At 46.6% G+C, this 18,389-nt stretch carries 15 protein-coding genes; 12 read left to right on the forward strand and 3 right to left on the reverse strand.

Features of this window, described 5'->3' with window-relative positions; genetic code table 11:
* From BCU12_RS05270 to yegS, 5 genes are all read left to right on the forward strand, one after another.
* Positions 1–943: VWA domain-containing protein (locus BCU12_RS05270; RefSeq protein ID WP_102403310.1), on the forward strand; the 943-nt coding region annotated here is incomplete at its 5' end.
* Positions 936–2,666: a VWA domain-containing protein gene (locus tag BCU12_RS05275; protein ID WP_102403311.1), complete on the forward strand. Its 1,731-nt coding sequence runs from the start codon at positions 936–938 to the stop codon at positions 2,664–2,666. The genes BCU12_RS05270 and BCU12_RS05275, both read left to right, overlap by 8 nt.
* 41 nt (positions 2,667–2,707) lie before the next feature.
* Positions 2,708–4,018 (forward strand): BatD family protein, encoded by a 1,311-nt coding sequence (locus BCU12_RS05280; protein ID WP_241909751.1) that lies wholly within the window; start codon positions 2,708–2,710, stop codon positions 4,016–4,018.
* Positions 4,019–4,293: 275 nt separating this feature from the next.
* Positions 4,294–5,205 (forward strand): LysR family transcriptional regulator, encoded by a 912-nt coding sequence (locus BCU12_RS05285; protein ID WP_102403313.1) that lies wholly within the window; start codon positions 4,294–4,296, stop codon positions 5,203–5,205.
* Positions 5,206–5,214: 9 nt separating this feature from the next.
* Entirely contained in the window at positions 5,215–6,114 is a 900-nt protein-coding gene (gene yegS / locus BCU12_RS05290; RefSeq protein ID WP_102403314.1) for a lipid kinase YegS, read from the forward strand.
* Between the two features lie 203 nt (positions 6,115–6,317).
* On the opposite strand, the gene BCU12_RS05295 is transcribed toward yegS, so the two are convergent.
* Positions 6,318–8,003 (reverse strand): alkaline phosphatase family protein, encoded by a 1,686-nt coding sequence (locus BCU12_RS05295; RefSeq protein ID WP_102403323.1) that lies wholly within the window; start codon positions 8,001–8,003, stop codon positions 6,318–6,320.
* Positions 8,004–8,067: 64 nt separating this feature from the next.
* Positions 8,068–8,853, reverse strand: a complete 786-nt coding sequence (locus tag BCU12_RS05300; protein ID WP_102403315.1) for an SUMF1/EgtB/PvdO family nonheme iron enzyme — start codon at positions 8,851–8,853, stop codon at positions 8,068–8,070.
* A gap of 137 nt (positions 8,854–8,990) precedes the next feature.
* On the opposite strand from BCU12_RS05300, the gene BCU12_RS05305 reads away from it, so the two are divergent.
* The 7 genes from BCU12_RS05305 (at position 8,991) to oppF (ending at position 17,589) form a co-directional block, all read left to right on the forward strand.
* Positions 8,991–10,313, forward strand: a complete 1,323-nt coding sequence (locus BCU12_RS05305) for an anaerobic sulfatase maturase (RefSeq protein WP_102403316.1) — start codon at positions 8,991–8,993, stop codon at positions 10,311–10,313.
* Positions 10,314–10,324: 11 nt separating this feature from the next.
* A complete protein-coding gene (locus BCU12_RS05310) occupies positions 10,325–11,371 on the forward strand; it encodes a tetratricopeptide repeat protein (protein ID WP_102403317.1) in 1,047 nt (348 codons plus the stop codon).
* A gap of 606 nt (positions 11,372–11,977) precedes the next feature.
* A complete protein-coding gene (locus BCU12_RS05315) occupies positions 11,978–13,642 on the forward strand; it encodes an ABC transporter substrate-binding protein (protein ID WP_102403318.1) in 1,665 nt (554 codons plus the stop codon).
* A gap of 131 nt (positions 13,643–13,773) precedes the next feature.
* Positions 13,774–14,694 (forward strand): oligopeptide ABC transporter permease OppB, encoded by a 921-nt coding sequence (gene oppB, locus BCU12_RS05320; RefSeq protein ID WP_102403319.1) that lies wholly within the window; start codon positions 13,774–13,776, stop codon positions 14,692–14,694.
* 15 nt (positions 14,695–14,709) lie between these two features.
* Positions 14,710–15,612, forward strand: a complete 903-nt coding sequence (gene oppC, locus BCU12_RS05325; protein ID WP_102403320.1) for an oligopeptide ABC transporter permease OppC — start codon at positions 14,710–14,712, stop codon at positions 15,610–15,612.
* A gap of 16 nt (positions 15,613–15,628) precedes the next feature.
* On the forward strand, positions 15,629–16,600 hold the full coding sequence (locus tag BCU12_RS05330; protein WP_102403321.1) for an ABC transporter ATP-binding protein: 972 nt from the start codon (positions 15,629–15,631) through the stop codon (positions 16,598–16,600).
* On the forward strand, positions 16,597–17,589 hold the full coding sequence (gene oppF, locus BCU12_RS05335; protein WP_277871256.1) for a murein tripeptide/oligopeptide ABC transporter ATP binding protein OppF: 993 nt from the start codon (positions 16,597–16,599) through the stop codon (positions 17,587–17,589). The genes BCU12_RS05330 and oppF overlap by 4 nt, the downstream gene beginning before the upstream one ends.
* 195 nt (positions 17,590–17,784) lie before the next feature.
* Here oppF and BCU12_RS05340 read toward each other — a convergent pair.
* The coding region (locus tag BCU12_RS05340) for an insulinase family protein (protein WP_133153814.1) at positions 17,785–18,389 on the reverse strand (605 nt) is incomplete at its 5' end.

Raw genomic sequence — 18,389 nt, forward strand, 5'->3', positions numbered from 1 at the left:
GCCATTCTTTGATGACTTAGTGAGCGCCATTGGTGAAACACCATCAGAAGGGGCAAGTCAGCTTACGCCCAGTTGGTGGCAGCGTGCGACCCTAATACTCACTTGGTTACTTGTAGTGTGCGCATTGGCTAAACCGACCGTTCTTGGTGAGCCTCAAGTCCGTGAACAGCTTGGCCGCGATGTGATGGTAGTGGTCGATTTATCCGGTTCAATGGCAGAAGAAGATTTCACAGCGTTAACTGGTGAGAGAATCACAAGGCTAGACGCGGCAAAACAGGTACTCAGTGATTTTGTCAAAACCCGTGAGGGTGATCGTCTGGGTTTGATTTTGTTTGGTGATGCGGCTTTTGTGCAAACCCCTTTTACATCCGATCAATCGGTATGGCTTGAGCTTCTAGAGCAAACGGATGTCGCGATGGCAGGGCAAAGCACCCATCTTGGGGACGCTATTGGACTGTCCATCAAGGTGTTTGAACAGAGCAGCAAGGCATCACAAGAGAAAGTCGTGATTGTGTTAACCGATGGCAATGACACAGGCAGCTTTGTTGAGCCCGTTGATGCGGCCAAAGTCGCGAAAGCGAAGGGGGTTCGTATCCATGTTATTGCCATGGGCGATCCACAAACGGTGGGGGAAACGGCCTTAGATATGGAGACCATTGACCGCATCGCTAAAGAGTCGGGAGGAGAAGCGTTTGAAGCGCTGAATCGCGATGAGTTATCCGCCGCTTATGACGCAATAGGCGAGCTTGAACCTCAACTGTATGAAAGTACAAGTTATCGGCCAAAGCAGGGGCTGCATCATTATCTAATGGCGATGGTGGTTATTATGTATTTGACCGCATTCAGTCTCGCAACGCTGAGAAGAAAGCAGAGGAATCTTGCCAAGCACACACAACAGGCGGCTGATCAACAGGTAAAGGAAGAGGGGCAAGAGCATGTTTGATTTTCTCTCTTTTGACTCTCTATCGGTTAAGCAGGTGATCACTCAGTTTCACTTCATTCGACCATTCTGGTTGCTGGCTTTTATTCCAATGGTGCTATTGCTTTGGCTGCGTTGGCGAGAAGAGAGCCAACCTTCGTGGAAAGACATTCTACCCGAACATTTAAGATCAGCGCTGACGATCGGTGAAACGGGGTGGCGCAAACAGCTGCCGCTTAAACTCTTGATGGTGATCGTGACCATCGCCATCGTGATTTGTGCAGGCCCAAGCTGGCAGCGTGAGGCGTCACCTTTTGGTGAAGACAAAGCGTCGATGCTGGTGGTGTTAGATAACAGCGAATCGATGTTGTCGAAGGATCTTCCACCGAGTCGACTTGAACGTTCTAAACAAAAAATTCGCGATCTCCTTGCCCTTCGTGCAGGCGGAAGTACGGGGCTTGTGGTGTATTCAGGCAGTGCCCATGTGGCCATGCCAGTTACTCAAGATAGCCAAGTATTTGAGCCATTTCTTGCCGCCATCACCCCCGAAATCATGCCCGTTGATGGGAAGAGAGCAGAAAACGCAATTCCATTGTTTGACCAACAACTGTCTGGTGAGTTGGGCTCCACCGTCCTGTTAGTGACGGATGGGGTGAACCCTGCAACGATTCAGGCCTATGAATCGTACTTTGAACAATCGCCTTACCAATTATTGATTTTGGCGGCTGGAAGCAAAAATACAGACAGCAAGAACCCGATAGATTGGGATTCGTTGGCGTCATTGGCGAGCAAAACGGGCGGGCGTTTAGTAGCAGTGACTGTCGATAATAGTGACGTGGCAGCCTTGAGCCGAGCAATTGAACGCAATATGCAGCTCAATGGTGAATCCTCAATGCCATGGAAAGACATGGGCTATGGTCTCTTGATTCCTATCGCACTCATCATGTTGCTGTGGTTTAGAAAGGGTTGGTTGGTTCAATGGTGTGTTGTGGGGCTCACTCTATCTGTTGTCAGCTATTCCCCCAACCTTGCCGCAAAAACGGTGCATTTAACGGCTGACTCTGTGCCTGAGACGGAAACGCTGACCGCCTGGAATAAAGCAGAGCAGTGGTGGTGGGATTTATGGCTCACGCCAAATCAACAAGGGCAAAGGCATTTTAACCAGCAAGATTACCTTGAAGCAGCGAAGCACTTTGACGACCCTTTGCATAAAGGCACGGCTTATTATTACGCGTCGGAGTTTAGGCTTGCCCACAGTGCGTTCTTGCAGGTGGAAAGTACGGCAGGGGTCACGAGTGATCTTGGGCTATACAACGCGGCTAGCGCACTGGCGAGACAGAGAGAGTATTTGGCCGCGCGCGATTTGCTAGAGGCACTGGCGAGCAAAAAAGACCTCAATCCGACTCTTCGGTTGGATGTTGAACATAACCTCGCGGTGTTTCGTGGCATTATTGAAGAGGTAAACCGAACCAGTGAAAGTCAATCTGGCACCACCGATGGCCCAGAGGAGTCTTTTGAACTTGATGATGACAAACCAAGAACCGGGGATGGCGCTGAAGAAAATACAGCCGCGGAATTGATGTTGAAAGAGACGTTAAACGCGCGTGAAATCCTAGGAAGTGACGAATTGGCTGATAAGTGGTTAAAAAGGGTGGAGGCTGACCCCAAGTATTTTCTAAGAGCGAAGTTTCAAATTCAGTTACGTGAAGCCTCTAGAACAGGGGTTACTGAGGAGAGGTCGCAATGAGAATAGTAGAGTTTACAGTGCAGAAGCGTGTGTCCTTTGTGATGCCTTTTCTAATTTGCATCGCCTCGATGGTGATGAGTGGGCAAGCTTTCGCGCTCAACATCCATGATCTTCTCAAGAGTAACGACGTTGAATTGGTTGCTTGGGTTGGCGATAGAAAAGATCTCTCTGATAACGCCTCGTCACGTCGTGATGTCATCGTCAGCGACCGTCAATACAGCGTGAATGAACAAGTGATATTGACCATTGAAGTGGCGACACCACGCTGGCTTACTGGAGGGACTCGCATCGGCTCGGTCGAGGTTCCAAACCTGATAGCGAAGCAACGAAATCTGCTCGCCACCAACTACACTGAGCGTAAAGACGGACAGACGTGGTCTCGTCAGCGTTGGGAGGTCACCCTCTATCCGCTAAGCTCTGGTGTGTTTGTGATCCCTAGAATCGCGGTTCAGGTTCAAGTCTCTGCGCCAGATGGGTCGAACGTTGCGGGCACTTTATACACCCCGCCTATTCAGTTTGAAGCCACTCTTCCATCTGGGCGGTTGAGTGACTCAACACCGTGGTTTAGCGCAACGGACGTAGAAGTGAAACAAACCTGGCAGCAGTCGAGCGAAGAGATAAAGGTTGGTGGAGCGATAACGCGCAAGGTTGAGGTGAGAGCGAAAGATTCGTTGTCTATATTGTTACCTGATTTACTGGAACAGAGCGCGACACCGCATTATCAAACGTACCCACAGCCGCACATTTTAGACGATACACAAGAGAGAGGAGACTATCGCTCAAGCCGTATAGAGGAATCGATTTATGTCATTCAGCAAGGTGGTGAATTTACGCTGCCTGATTATCAGTTTCAGTGGTGGAACAGCGAAACCAAGACCTTAGAAACAGTAACGGTTGAAGGTCAATCTTTCTTTGCCGCCCATACGGTTAAGTCTTTTGTCCAAGCCTATCGCTTTCACTTGAGCGTCATTCTCGTCACGATACTTACTTTGGCTGGCGCGGTTATCGTGATGCGTCGCTACTATCGCGATAGACCCACGCCGGAATGGCTGATTTTTCGTCGACTGATGAATGCCAAAGATTGGCCGCGGCTTCGAACATTGGTTTATCGCCAGTTAAGACTCAAAACGTCGGCTTTAACGTTAAGCCTTGTGGACCGCGACCCACAATGGCAGGCCGACAGTTCTGGGCTACAACAAGGAAAAGAAGACCCGAAGATTTTTAAACGTTTGTGGCGTTCAATTCGGCGCAAGTCTCAAAGACGTTCATGGCTTGTTTTGCCCAAAGCGTTACCTTCATTGGACGCTATCGTCAAACGAGAACATCCTTCGTCTGACCAAGCGAAAAAATAGAGTCGGATTAAAGAGAAAACTCAACGTGTAATAGCGCTTGAGTTTTCTAGCGTTCAGCGGTGGTGAAGACGTCACGGCCAATTTAATGCCTTGTATGGATGGGTCATCTTCAAACGACAGTCTTGCTGGCCGTTTTAACTGACCTTTTAACTGGCGGTTTTAACAGACCTTATTAACCGACGTGGCACACAAGTTTAGATAATACCTATCGAACTATCACAGCGTGTTTCCTACTATGTCTTCATAGAGTGCACGCTAAACGATCATGGAACAGTATGAAAAGTACCGAGCTTAATCTCATTCCTATTTTTGTCGCCATATACGAAGAGCGAAGTTTGTCGAAGGCGGCGAGTCGAATGAGCATCAGTCAACCCGCGGTGAGTAAAGCACTGGCGAGACTGAGAGATATTTACGATGAGCCACTTTTTCACCGCACAACCTCGGGCGTTGATCCGACAGCGTTTGCCAGTGATATCTATCCAGCGATGGCGGCGGCGCTTAAGAACTTCACTTCTACCTTGTCGGATTCTCGGGATTTTGACCCCAAGACATCGAACCGAGTCTTTTCTATTGCCTGTGTGTCAGCGGCGAGCTATGAGCTGCTACCCAAAGTGATGGCGCTTATTAGCGACGTTGCGCCTACTATCGCGTTAGAAGTACACCCACTGTTTACGGAAGACTATGAATCAGACTTGCGTTTACAGCGACACGATTTAGTCATTGATATGACGCCGCGAGGCCGAACCTTGCTCAAGCATGAACCTATCTCGACAGAAGAGCTGATGGTGGTTTGCCGTGAAGATCACCCAAGGCTGGGGGATTCAATATCCATGGAGCAATTTCTTCATGAAGGCCATGTTGTGGTTTCACGTTGGCATTCGCGTAAGAGCTTATTGAGTTCAGAAGACTATGCTGATTTAGAGAAAAGAAATATCGTGTACCGAGCCGCTGGCGTAGTCGAAATGTTGCCCGTGATTGAATCGTCTAATTACATCGGTGTGATGCCTCTTTCTTCTGTGAAGTGCTTTGCCAAGAAATATCAGGTTAAAACACTGGCATTACCGTTTGAGCTGCCAAATTTGGACCTCTGCATGGTTTGGCACCCAAGTCGCACTAATGAACCTAGCCATAAATGGCTAAGAGATAAGGTAAAGTTGGCGGTAAAAAATATCTCGAACCCTCAATAAGGAACAGTAATGGCCCGCATTCGTGCAATATTAAATGGAAAGAAAGCAGGCTCTCCTGAGCTTAGGCAAGCGATCAATGACGCGAGAGATCTTGGCTTAGATATCGAAGTTCGAGTGACCTGGGAATCGGCTGATATGGCTCGGCTAGTCGGCGAAGCGATTCACGATGGAATATCGAGAATTGTGGTGGCAGGTGGCGACGGTACGGTCAATGAGGCAGTCAATGCGCTAAATTATTGGCCTATGCAAGAGCGACCTGAACTCGCCATTATCCCGATGGGCACGGCCAACGATTTCGCTACCGCCACCTTGATACCCAATGAACTAAGCTCTGCCCTCGAATTAGCCATTAAAGGTAAAGCCTATTGGGTAGATAGCGTGCGGGCCAATGATCGCTATTTTATGAATATTGCCGCGGCTGGCTTTGGGGCTGAAATTACTGCAGAAACTCCCGTTGAGTTGAAAAACTTTCTTGGCGGTGGTGCGTATACCTTAACGGGTGTTGTGAAAGCACTAGGCTTTAAGCCATACAGCGGAACATTGACCATCGAGAAGGGGTCGTTTTCGGGAGATATATTAGTGGGTGCATTTTGTAATGGACGTTTAGCCGGTGGAGGCCAAGAATTGGCGCCCAATGCATTTATTAATGATGGTTTGATGGATCTCACTTTAGTCAAAGCGTTTTTACCGTCGGATTTACCAAAGGTTATTGAAGAGATAAAACAACCTGCTCAGGATGGCGAGTTTGTCGTACATACTCAGGCGAGTTGGTTAGAGGTCGATTTCCCTCAACCATTACCCATTAACTTGGATGGTGAGCCTTATCGTTCAAACAAGATACGCTTTGATGTTATGCCAAATAGCGTGAACTTAGTCTTACCTCACTCTTGCCCCTGCCTTGTGAAATGAGCCATAGTGAGTGACACGTTCTTGGATCATTGGCTTTCGTCAATGCACAAGACCGTGTTTCTTAAAATTGTAAACGGCCTCACTGATTAAGTGAGGCCGTTTTATTGATTTAACGTTTGTTGTTAGCGGACGCTGTCACCCCTAATGGCTGCTATTAGCGCTGAGTATTCTGATCATAGGGGCAACGATTTACAGTGTTGACCTTATGGCTGAGTTACCTCATTCAGTACCTTACCAATAGAGCCACTAGGCTGTGTTATTCCAAGCTTATTTGAGAGCGTTGGCGCAATGTCATACGGGGTGATTTCTCTGCTGATCGTTTGAGCTTTGACATCGAAGCCAGCAAAAATGACAGGGACATGTGTGTCATAACGCCAAGGCGACCCATGAGTCGACGCGATCTGAAGGCCATCCATGTCATTGATGTAGCTGCGCGGCGCGAAGACAATGTAAACATCACCCGATCGTGCAGGGTGATAGTTGTTTTTAATTAGTTGCATGATGTGGGTGTCCGGCACTCGGTTTGCGGCAATATCACTGCTAGACACAGCGAAAGAGACGCCTTTCACTTTGGACATTTCGTCAGCAATGGCGTTTTGTACCGCGGCTAGGTTGACCTTTTTCTTGGCAATGACTTCATGGTTGAGGTAAATGTACGGTTGCGCATAGAGTCTAATCGCGTCTTTACTTAACCCGAACTCACTTTTTAACCTCTGCTCAACACCCTGAGAAAGTAAGGTCTCTTTATTGAAGTATTGTGCTTGATTAAAGCCGAGCCCATTCGCTGCAGGCGAGGACTCAGGCACGCCATGGTCGGCCGACAATACGATTAATGTCTTATCTAAACCCACCTGTTCATCTACCGTTTTAAGCAGTTTAGCAATGGTCCTATCAAGTCGAATCAGATTGTCTTCCGCTTCTAGGCTTTCTGGCCCATACAGGTGAATGACATAGTCATTCGATGAAAAACTCACTGATAGGTAATCGGTCACGTCGCCTTTTCCTAGTTGCTCCTGCAATAGAAGTGTCGTGGCAAAGTTCTCCGTTATTTCATCACCCGCAGGGCTGACGGTCAGCATAGTGCTGAAGTATTTGTAGCTGGCAGGACCATATGGGTGAGGGAAAGTGCGCTTGAATCCACCGAGGTCGACCTTATGATCGTTACCATGTTCTATGAGTGTATAGTCTTCTCGAGGGAGTGAAAGATCCCATCTCTGTTTCGAGTATTGGCTAGGCATCGCTTTTTCATTCCAGCGCGACACCCAGTTCGGATAGGCATCATAGTAGTAATCACTGGTGACGAATTCCGATTGAGCCTTGGAGAACCAAAATGCTTTACCGCTGTGTCCTGCAAGGGATATCGCCCCTCTGTCTTTAATAGACACACCAAACACCTTTGATTGACCGCTGGTTGAAACAGTCAACTCATCACTGAATGTGGTGGATAGAATAGGCTCGGGGGAACGGCCATCGCCCACCGCTGTTTTTTGTGTAGGATCGATTTCTGTTGCTTTATCAACGCCAGCGCCTGAGGTGAGCATGGCGTAGTTGCCGTCTTCGACATTGTAAACCAAGCGCTCTTCACTGCGATCGTACCAAACGTTCCCCACCATGCCATGAACGCTCGGTGGTGCTCCAGTGGCAAGAGAGACGTGTCCCACAATGGTTTCTGTATTGCCGTGTTGATAGTGGGCATTGGTGTAATACGCGCCATTGTCCATCAAGTAACGAAAGCCATCGTCACCAAAGTTATGCTTATACCGTTCAAGTAAATCGGCTCTTAGGCCGTCAACAGTGAGCTGCAAAACCAATTTTGGTTTACTCTCTGCAGCCATGACAGGAAGTGCGCAGAGCAGAGCAAGCGTGATTCCAGAGCGGATGAAGCCCAATGATGTGGAGTTGTGCATGGCGAGTCCTTTATCGGTTGTTTTAAGCCAATTGACGTTGTATTAATTAGTGGTCTTTTACTAGGCGCAATCCCATGTCTGACATAATGATCGATTGGCTGGCGAAATCTCGACGAAAGCTCTCTGATTCATCTGTGTCATAAGCAAAACTGCCTCCACGAACCGACTTATGAGACAGGTTAATGTCGCTGTGTTTTGCGTTAACTGGGTTGTCGGTCGGACCGAATCGATAGTAAGTGTCATCAAAGGCATCGATAACGAATTCGCCAACGTTGCCTGTCATGTCGTATAAGCCTAGTTCATTTGGCTGTTTTAGCCCGACAGGGTGCGCACTATTTTTGGCGTTTCCGGCATACCAGGCGATATCATCAATATTGTTTGACCCGCTGTAGGTAAACCCTTGGCTCTCATTGCCACCTTTTGCTGCAAATTCCCATTCAGCTTCCGTCGGCAGTCGGTAATTTTCCCCTGTCAGCTTATTTAATTCCCCAATGAAGTAATTGGCTTGCTGCCAACTCAAATTGTTGACGGGAACCTGAGGGTCTTTGAAGTAGCTTAGAGAAGAGCCCATGACGGATTCAAAGATCTCTTGAGTGACCTCGAAACGGGAAATATAGAAACTGTCGACCGTCACCTCGCGAGCCGGTTGCTCAGCTTTTGAAGCAGACTCATCATTGGAACCCATTAGAAAATGCCCGCCTTCGACAAGCACCATGTCAGCGTCAATTTTCTCAGCGAGTGGATGAGAAGGTGCAGTCGCACACCCTGAAATCAAAGCGGTTATGGCGATAGTGCACGTGCAGGCTAATGGTTTGTAATTGAATGAATTCATCATGGACCCCATAGAGACGAAAGAGGGGATATTTTATCCGCGAATGGCATTCCAAATGGTTATAACGGGTATAACAAGCCCCTGCTGACAAGGGGTCGTAGTATAGGAGGCAAGAACTCAGAATAGGTAAATGAATCATGCATATTACTCAAGGCCCTCAATATAACGGAAAGGCTTCTAAACGAATGCACGTTATGGCGAAACCTATCGGTGCGGCATGCAATATTGATTGCACGTACTGTTATTACCTAAGTAAGCAGGATTTATTGGAGTACAAAAAAGGCTGTTCTCCAAAGATGGATGATGAATCACTTGAAGCCTATATTAAGCAATACATCGAAGGCCAGAACACGCCCGAAATCATTTTTTCATGGCAGGGTGGCGAGCCTACCATGCTGGGCCTTGAGTATTTTGAAAAGATTGTCGCGCTGCAAAAAAAATACCAGCCAGAGGGTGTCGCGATCTCTAACGACCTTCAAACCAACGGGACGTTGCTCAACGACAAGTGGTGCGAATTTCTAGGAAAACAAAAATTCCTTATTGGGCTTAGCATTGATGGCCCAGAAATGCTTCATAATGCGTATCGTACAAACCGCGCAGGGAAGGGAACATTCAAACAGGTGATGGCAGCGGTTGAACTGCTTCATAAACACAATGTGAATTTCGCTACATTAACCTGTGTGAATAACCTAACGAGTCAGAATGCCCTTGAGGTGTACCGTTTCTTGCGCGATGAAGTGAAGTCGCCTCAAATGCAATTCATCCCAATCGTAGAACAAAAAACCTTTCGTGATACGGCGCCACAAACATGGTCTGCGAATGACCAGCCTAAACAGGGGGATAAACGCCTCATCCCAGGCGGAAAAGAGTCAGTCGTGGAGCCATGGTGCGTCTCTGACCAAGCGTGGGGGAATTTCTTGATTGCTATCTTCGATGAGTGGGTTAAGCGCGACATTGGTCAGGTTTTTGTTCAGTATTTCGAGGCGAGCCTTGAAGCCTGGATGGGCCGTAGGAACCCGCTTTGTACCCTCAGTGATTTGTGTGGGAAAGGGCTAGCGATGGAACCCAATGGCGATGTTTACACCTGTGACCACTACGTCTACCCAGAATATAAGATTGGCAATATTCATCATCAAAAGCTTGATGAATTGGCGTACTCACCGAAACAGCAACAGTTTGGTTTTGCTAAAACACGAACGCTTACCTCTCAGTGCCAAGCCTGTGATTATCAGTTTGCCTGTCATGGCGAATGCCCAAAGAATCGTTTCATTCGCACTCGCTCTGGTGAGCCTGGCTTGAACTATCTATGCGCGGGTTGGCATAAGTTTTTCTCTCACGTTGATCGTTCGATGGCTTACATTCTGCGCGCAACGAAACACCCCGTCGCGCACGGAAAATACAGCGATGCTGAGCTGAAAAAACGCATGAAGACGCCAGCAACGTTTGAAACCAAGTTTTGAGGATTGTAACGATGAAAAAACTACTATCGATAGCTGTATCAGCTTTGCTTGTTGCTCCGTCTGTTTGGGCAAGTTCGGTTGAATTGACCGCGCCAAGCAATGCGGTAGAAATGCCTCAGCAGTCCACTATTTCTAACGCTGATAGAAATTCACAGCTAGCTTATCAAGCACAAGACACTCGATTAAGTGATGCCGAGAGGGCATCTGCCCTGCGAGCACTTGGAGAGCAGCCCAGCCAGAATGGGCTTGTAGCCGTGTCGAGAGGGTTAAAAGACGAGAGCTCGGTTATTCGAGAGGCGGCGATCATTGGTGCTGATCCGTATCCACTGGAATATCGTTGGAGGCTTGTCTCTCCATTGTTGTCCGACGATGTAAAGGTCGTCAGAATGACGGCGGCATCGGGTTTACTAAAAGATCTGGATAATCTTAATGGAATAGGAGCGGTAACCTCGAAAGATAAGAAGAGGCTAATCACAGTGAGCGATGAGTTGATCGCGCATCTAAGCACGCAAACCAGTCTCGATAGCAGATTGCTGCTTGCTGATACTTACCGCTGGACAAAACACTACGACTTAGCACAGGAAAACTATCAAGCATTGTTGAGTGACAGTCCGCAGAATCCTCAGGTATGGCTTAGCCTTGCGGATAACTATCGAGCTCAGGGGCTTGATGGTGCCGCCGTTGAATTGTTAGACACAGCCATAGAGAAACTCCCAAGTAATGCGAACCTACACTTCTCCAAGTCATTGGCGCTAGTTAGATTGAATCAGAAAGAGCGTGCGGCGAGCGAAAGCCATTTAGCGGCGACTCTTGCAAACAACAATAGCTACTACTGGTACATTAATGGTGTTTTACAAGAAGCGATTGATATCGACTATTCGACTCAATCTTTTGAGCAGGCTTACTTGTTGTCGGGAGCGCCAGAACACCTGTATGCCGTATGTGATATTTATTCCCGCTACGGACATGAAAAAACGGAGCAATGTATCGATGAGCTAGGGAAAGTTGCGCCAGCGGAAGTTATCTCTCAATTGAAAGACATTGCCTCTACGCATTGAGCTGTATAGCTCTGTACTAGTACGGAGTGATTATTTGGTTTTTGGCTGGAGAAATTATAAATAATCATAAAATGATGGGGCGATGACAATAGAGAATCATATTCAATGAATAATTAGTCATTATGCCCCTGGGTGCATGTAACAGGGCTAAGAAATAATGGAAAAAAGGGAGAGTGATAGCCTTCACAGATTGACACGTCCGATTAGATGAATGTCACTTTGAGTTAGATTGTCTATGAACATAATGTTAAATTATTGATTAATTACTAGCATAAGATGCTAAAAAAGTGTTTATAGCTAGATTTTATGGCACCATGGTCTATCTCGATTGTCGTTTTTATTTTAAATGGCTATCAAATGTGTATAAGGCAGAGTTTTTAACTGACTTATGTCGTTTGCTTTAGAATTATAGGTTTTTCTGATTCGTATTTATGGTAAATCGCTTCGATGATTGTTACTGTGTGCCACAATCTTTGTGTGGATTTAGAGTTTAATGCTTACTTTTTGCGCTAAATAAATCTAAATCACTAGTAGCCAAGCCGTTTGGTAACACTAGTAACCTGCAAAGATGTCATGGATGCAAAACAAAAAACTTGGAGTTAAAGCATGTACAAGAATAAAATCACTCGCGCGCTTTTCATCAGTGCGGGCCTGTCTCTAGCGCTTACTGGTTGTGGCGATAAACCTGAAGAAAAACAACAAGCAGCACAACCTGCACAATTACCTGAAGTCACAGAAACAACACTTGCAGAAGTACAAGAGATTGTTCGTGGTAACGGTGCTGAAGTCGCAACGATTGACCCTCATAAGTCGCAGGGTGTTTCTGAATCTCACGTTATTCGTGATCTTCTTGAAGGCTTGGTGAACCAAGATGCTGAAGGTAATACTATCCCTGGTATTGCTGAAACTTGGGAAACAACAGACAACCAAACATTTACATTCCACCTTCGTAAAGACGCAGTATGGTCGAATGGCGATCCGGTAACGGCGCAAGACTTCGTATACAGCTGGCAACGTGCCGTTGATCCAAATACCGCTTCTCCATACGCTTGGTACATGGAATACACCAAGATGGCGAACGCGAAAGACATCGTCGCAGGCAAAAAAGACAAGAGTGAGCTAGGCGTTAAAGCACTAGATGACCACACTTTAGTTGTTGAGCTTGACGCACCCGTTCCATACTTCGTAATGATGGTAGGCCACACAACGACAAAACCTGTTCACCAAGCAACCGTTGAAAAGTTTGGCGATCAGTGGACGAAGCCTGAGAACTTTGTTGGTAACGGCGCGTACGTTGTAGACCAATGGGTTGTGAACGAGCGTTTAGTACTGAAGCGTAACGAAAAGTACTGGGATAACGACAACACAACGCTAAACAAAGTGACATTCCTTCCTATCGAAAACCAAGTTGCCGAAATGAACCGTTTCCTAGCGGGTGAAATCGATGTGACTTACGAAATTCCAAATGAGCACTTCCGCCGCCTAGAAAAAGAGCACCCAGAGTCTCTATCTATCGTTGGTAACCTGTGTACTTACTACTACATCTTTAACACGAAGAAAGCACCATTCGACGATGTTCGTGTACGTAAAGCGATCTCTTACGCAATTGACCGTAACATTGTCACCGACGCCATTCTTGGTCAAGGTCAAAAACCGGCTTACTTCCTAACACCTGAAATCACAGCAGGCTTCAACCCTGAAGTACCAGCATACGGTACTATGACTCAGGAAGAACGTGATGCAGAAGCGGCGAAACTGCTTACTGAAGCTGGCTTTGGTGCAGACAACCCACTTAAGTTCTCTCTTCTTTACAACACATCTGAAAACCACAAGAAAATCGCTGTTGCGCTTGGTTCAATGTGGAAGAAGACACTTGGCCTAGACGTAACGCTAGAAAACCAAGAGTGGAAAACTTACCTATCAACGAAAGATGCGGGTAACTTCGAAGTGGCACGTGCAGGTTGGTGTGGCGACTACAATGAAGCGTCTTCATTCTTAACGCTAATGAAGAGCACGAACACAACCGGTGGTATCCACTACGACAGCAAAGAGTACGATGCTGTAATGGAAAAAGCCCTTGCTTCAACATCTGAAGAAGAGCGCACGGCACTTTACCTAGAAGCTGAAAAACTTCTAACGAGAGACATGCCGATTGCACCAATTTACCAGTATGTGAAATCTCGTCTACTGAACCCACAAGTTGGTGGCTTCCCAGTAAATAACCCAGAAGAGAAGATCTACTCTAAAGATCTCTACATCAAGGCTAAGTAGTCAACTAAGCCGATATAACAATAATTAAGATTAACTCTGCATGTACCAGTCTCAGGGCTGGTGCACGCAGTGTATTTTCTGTTTTTTCTTATTTTTTAAATTACATTGTCACAGACTGAAAGAGTGAGCTTATGCTTAAATTCATCGCGAAAAGGATATTCGAAGCGATACCGACCATGTTGGTGTTGATCACGGTATCTTTCTTTCTTATGCGTTACGCACCTGGGAACCCGTTCTCAAGCGAACGCCCACTTCCACCGGAAGTCATGGCCAACATCGAAGCAAAGTATGGGTTAGATAAGCCTGTTTTCGAACAGTACACGACTTATCTCACTAACGTTGTTCAAGGTGATTTTGGTCCATCGTTTAAATATCTCGATTATTCAGTGAACGAATTGATCGCCGTTGCTTTGCCTGTCTCAGCAAAAGTAGGCTTGGTCGCGTTCATTTTTACTCTCATTATGGGTGTCTCCGTCGGTACGTTTGCCGCATTAAGGCAAAACACCTGGGTCGATTACACCGTGATGTCGACGGCCATGTTGGGGGTCGTGCTACCGTCCTTCGTTCTCGCACCGACACTGATCTATGTCTTCTCAATTAACTTGGGTTGGTTCCCAGCAGGCGGTTGGTTAGACGGCTCCTTTAAATACATGGCGCTGCCTGTTATCGGTATGTCTTTGCTCTACGTGGCAACGTTTGCACGTATTACTCGTGGTTCAATGATAGAAACATTGAACAGTAACTTCATTCGTACCGCTCGTGCGAAGGGGTTGAGCTACTCGTACATTATCGTTAAGCACGCGCTAAAGCCTGCTATGCTGCCAGTCGTGTCTTACATGGGGCCTGCGTTCGTTGGCATCATCACCGGCTCGGTGGTTATCGAAACCATTTTCGGTCTACCTGGTATCGGCAAGTTATTCGTTAATGCAGCTTTTAACCGAGATTACTCGTTAGTAATGGGGGTCACCATTTTGATTGGTTTCCTATTTATCTTATTCAATGCCATCGTCGATATTCTATTGGCAATGATTGATCCGAAGATTCGCTACTAGCAGGGAAGTTTGGTTATGTTAACAAAAAAGAAGAATCTAGACGCGATCGAGAAGTTCTCGGAAAACCTTGAAATCGAAGGTCGCAGCTTATGGCAAGATGCTCGTATCCGCTTTATGCGCAATAAAGCCGCGATGGTGAGCCTTTTCATTCTTGTCTTAATGACACTGGCGGTGATCTTCCTACCTATGATTGCCACTTATGCCTATGACGATACTGACTGGTATGCGATGCATGCTGCGCCAAATGCGTCTCACTGGTTTGGTACCGATAGCTTAGGGCGTGACTTGTATGTACGTACGCTTATTGGTGGCCGAATCTCATTGATGGTGGGTGTACTGGGTGCCTTGGTTGCCGTGATTATCGGTACGCTTTACGGCGCGACATCGGGCTTCATTGGTGGTCGAACTGACCGAGTCATGATGCGCATATTGGAAATCTTATACGCTGTTCCTTTCATGTTCTTAGTGATCGTACTGGTGACGTTCTTTGGTCGAAACATCGTTCTGATATTCGTGGCTATCGGTGCGATTGCTTGGCTTGATATGGCGCGTATTGTACGTGGCCAAACCTTGAGCTTACGAAGCAAAGAGTTCATCGAAGCGGCGCATGTTTGTGGTGTGAGTAACTGGAAGATCATCACTCGTCATATCGTACCGAACGTTCTTGGTATTGTTGCGGTTTACTCGACGCTGCTTATCCCAAGTATGATTTTGACGGAGTCATTCCTTTCATTCCTTGGTCTTGGTGTACAAGAGCCAATGACAAGTTGGGGCGCTTTACTTCAAGAAGGAGCGCAAACGATGGAAGTGGCTATTTGGCAACTGATATTCCCTGCGATATTCATGGTAGTGACGCTATTTTGCTTCAACTACGTTGGTGATGGTCTGCGCGACGCGCTAGATCCAAAAGACAGATAAGATTAAGGAAGTAGAAATGAGCTTATTAGATGTCAAAGATCTGCGTGTCGAATTCACTACCCAAGACGGTAATGTCACCGCAGTTAACGATTTAAACTTCTCACTAGAACAGGGTGAAACCCTTGGCATTGTGGGTGAGTCAGGTTCAGGCAAATCTCAAACTGTATTTGCCATCATGGGCCTATTGGCGAAGAACGGTATTATCTCAGGTAGTGCTAAGTTCGAAGGCAATGAAATTCTAAACCTGCCTGAAAAAGCATTGAATAAAGTGCGTGCAGAGCAGATTGCTATGATCTTCCAAGACCCAATGACGTCACTGAATCCTTACATGAAGGTCAGTGATCAGTTGATGGAAGTATTAATGCTTCATAAGGGAATGGGAAAAGCAGAAGCGTTTGAAGAGTCAGTACGCATGCTTGAGGCGGTGAAAATCCCTGAAGCACGTAAACGTATTACCATGTACCCACATGAATTCTCTGGCGGTATGCGTCAGCGTGTCATGATTGCTATGGCGCTTTTATGTCGTCCGAAGCTACTGATTGCTGATGAGCCAACTACGGCACTCGATGTGACTGTTCAAGCACAAATCATGGATCTGCTCAATGAGCTTAAAGATGAGTTCAATACGGCTATCATCATGATCACTCATGATCTTGGTGTTGTTGCAGGTTCATGTGACAAGGTGTTGGTGATGTACGCAGGTCGTACAATGGAATACGGCACCGTTGATGAAATATTCTACCAACCTAGCCACCCATACGCTGAAGGTCTATTAAAAGCGATTCCTCGTTTGGATACAGAAGGTGAAATTTTACCGACTATTCCAGGTAACCCACCCAACTTACTTCGTCTACCACCTGGCTGCCCTTACCAAGAGCGATGCCACCGCGTGACTGACCGTTGTAAGAGTGAAGCGCCAATTCTTCTGCCATTTGGTGAAGGCCGTCAGCGCGCGTGTTTTTCTGATTGGGAGACTTGGACAAAATGAGTACTGATAAATCATTATTGTTAGATGTAAAAAACCTGAAAGTGCACTTCAGCATCGCGTCTAAATCAGCGTGGCCCTGGTCAAAACCTGCAAATTTAAAAGCCGTTGATGGCATTGATGCTCGTCTGTATCAAGGCGAAACATTAGGTGTTGTTGGTGAATCAGGTTGTGGTAAGTCGACCTTTGCACGCGCGATTATCGGGCTTGTTGAAGCAACCGAAGGCGAAGTGGTTTGGTTAGGACAGGACCTCACTAAAATGCAGGGTGTTCAGCGTCGCGAAACACGTAAAGATATTCAGATGATCTTCCAAGACCCTCTGGCATCTCTGAACCCTCGTATGACGGTAGGAGACATCATTGCTGAGCCATTAGAGACCTTCTATCCCGAGCTTAGTAAGGAAGAAGTGAAGTCTCGCGTTAAAGAGATGATGGCAAAGGTTGGTTTGTTACCGAACGTAATCAACCGTTATCCACATGAATTCTCTGGTGGTCAGTGTCAGCGTATTGGTATTGCACGCGCGCTTATCCTAAATCCTAAGATGATCATCTGTGATGAGCCTGTGTCGGCATTGGATGTATCGATTCAAGCGCAGGTGGTTAACCTACTTAAAGAGCTTCAAAAAGAGCTTGGCTTGAGTTTGGTGTTCATTGCTCATGATTTGTCGGTTATCAAGCATATCTCAGATCGAGTATTGGTCATGTACCTAGGTAATGCGGTTGAAATGGGTGAAGCTAAAGCCATTTTTGCGGAACCTAAGCACCCATATACACGTGCATTGATGTCGGCGGTACCCATTCCAGATCCGAAGCTTGAAAGAGCGAAGAAGATTGAAATGTTAGAAGGTGACTTACCTTCTCCAATCAATCCTCCATCTGGTTGTGTATTCCGAACTCGATGCCCGAAGGCAACAGAAATTTGTGCTAAGACAAAACCTTCTATTTTGGGTGATGATGTTCATGCCGTTTCATGCTTGCATGTAAGCGCATAAACACGTAACGATTCAGCCTGTGACAGGCTTGAGCGCGGCAGTGATTGCCGCGCTTTTTTTATGCGCGGGTTTTCGGTGATTGAACTCAAAGTAGCGGAAGCAGATGGTTAGCCTTAACGCATGAGAAAATGGAAAGGGCCTATAAAAATAGGCCCTTTGTTATCATTATTACTTTACTCGGGTATAAGTGCTTTACTAGGATTTCGCTTTTGGTCTTAAGATTCCTTTTACGACCATAGCATCACTGCCAAACAGAAGATTAACTCGTTTTTGAACATCATCGAGCGAGATCTTTTTGACTTGTTCTTTCGGGTCAAATAATGCCTTCGTGTCGTAATCGTGAATCAGATATCGAGTAAAGAACCACGCTTTTTGTGGAGCGTCATCTTGAATTGGAATCATGTCGTTGGCCAGTTGACTCCCTGTCGAATCCACCTCCTTTTGGTTGACGTTGCTCAAGAGTCCTTTGATGACTTCATCGATCGCGAGTTCCACTTTCTCGACATCTTTAGGGTCAGTGTCTGCGACCAAAAGCCAATCGCTTGCAAGTTCACTGTCTTGAATCGCAGAGAACGCGGAAGGTGCATAGTCTAGGCTAAGCTCTTCACGCACATAAGCCGTCAAGCGTTGAGTGAGCATTCGCTGAACCATATCGTCGATGAAGATATCTTTTGCACTGCTTGGCTGCATGTGAGGGTGAGTCATGCGAAGCAGGTAGTAACTGCTTTTCTCTGTGTTCAACGAGAGGTCGACTCTCTCAGATTGATAGTCTTTATAGGCTATATCGAACTGTTTATCTT

It is taken from the genome of Vibrio sp. 10N.261.55.A7 (genome assembly GCF_002877365.1).
Classification (GTDB): domain Bacteria; phylum Pseudomonadota; class Gammaproteobacteria; order Enterobacterales; family Vibrionaceae; genus Vibrio.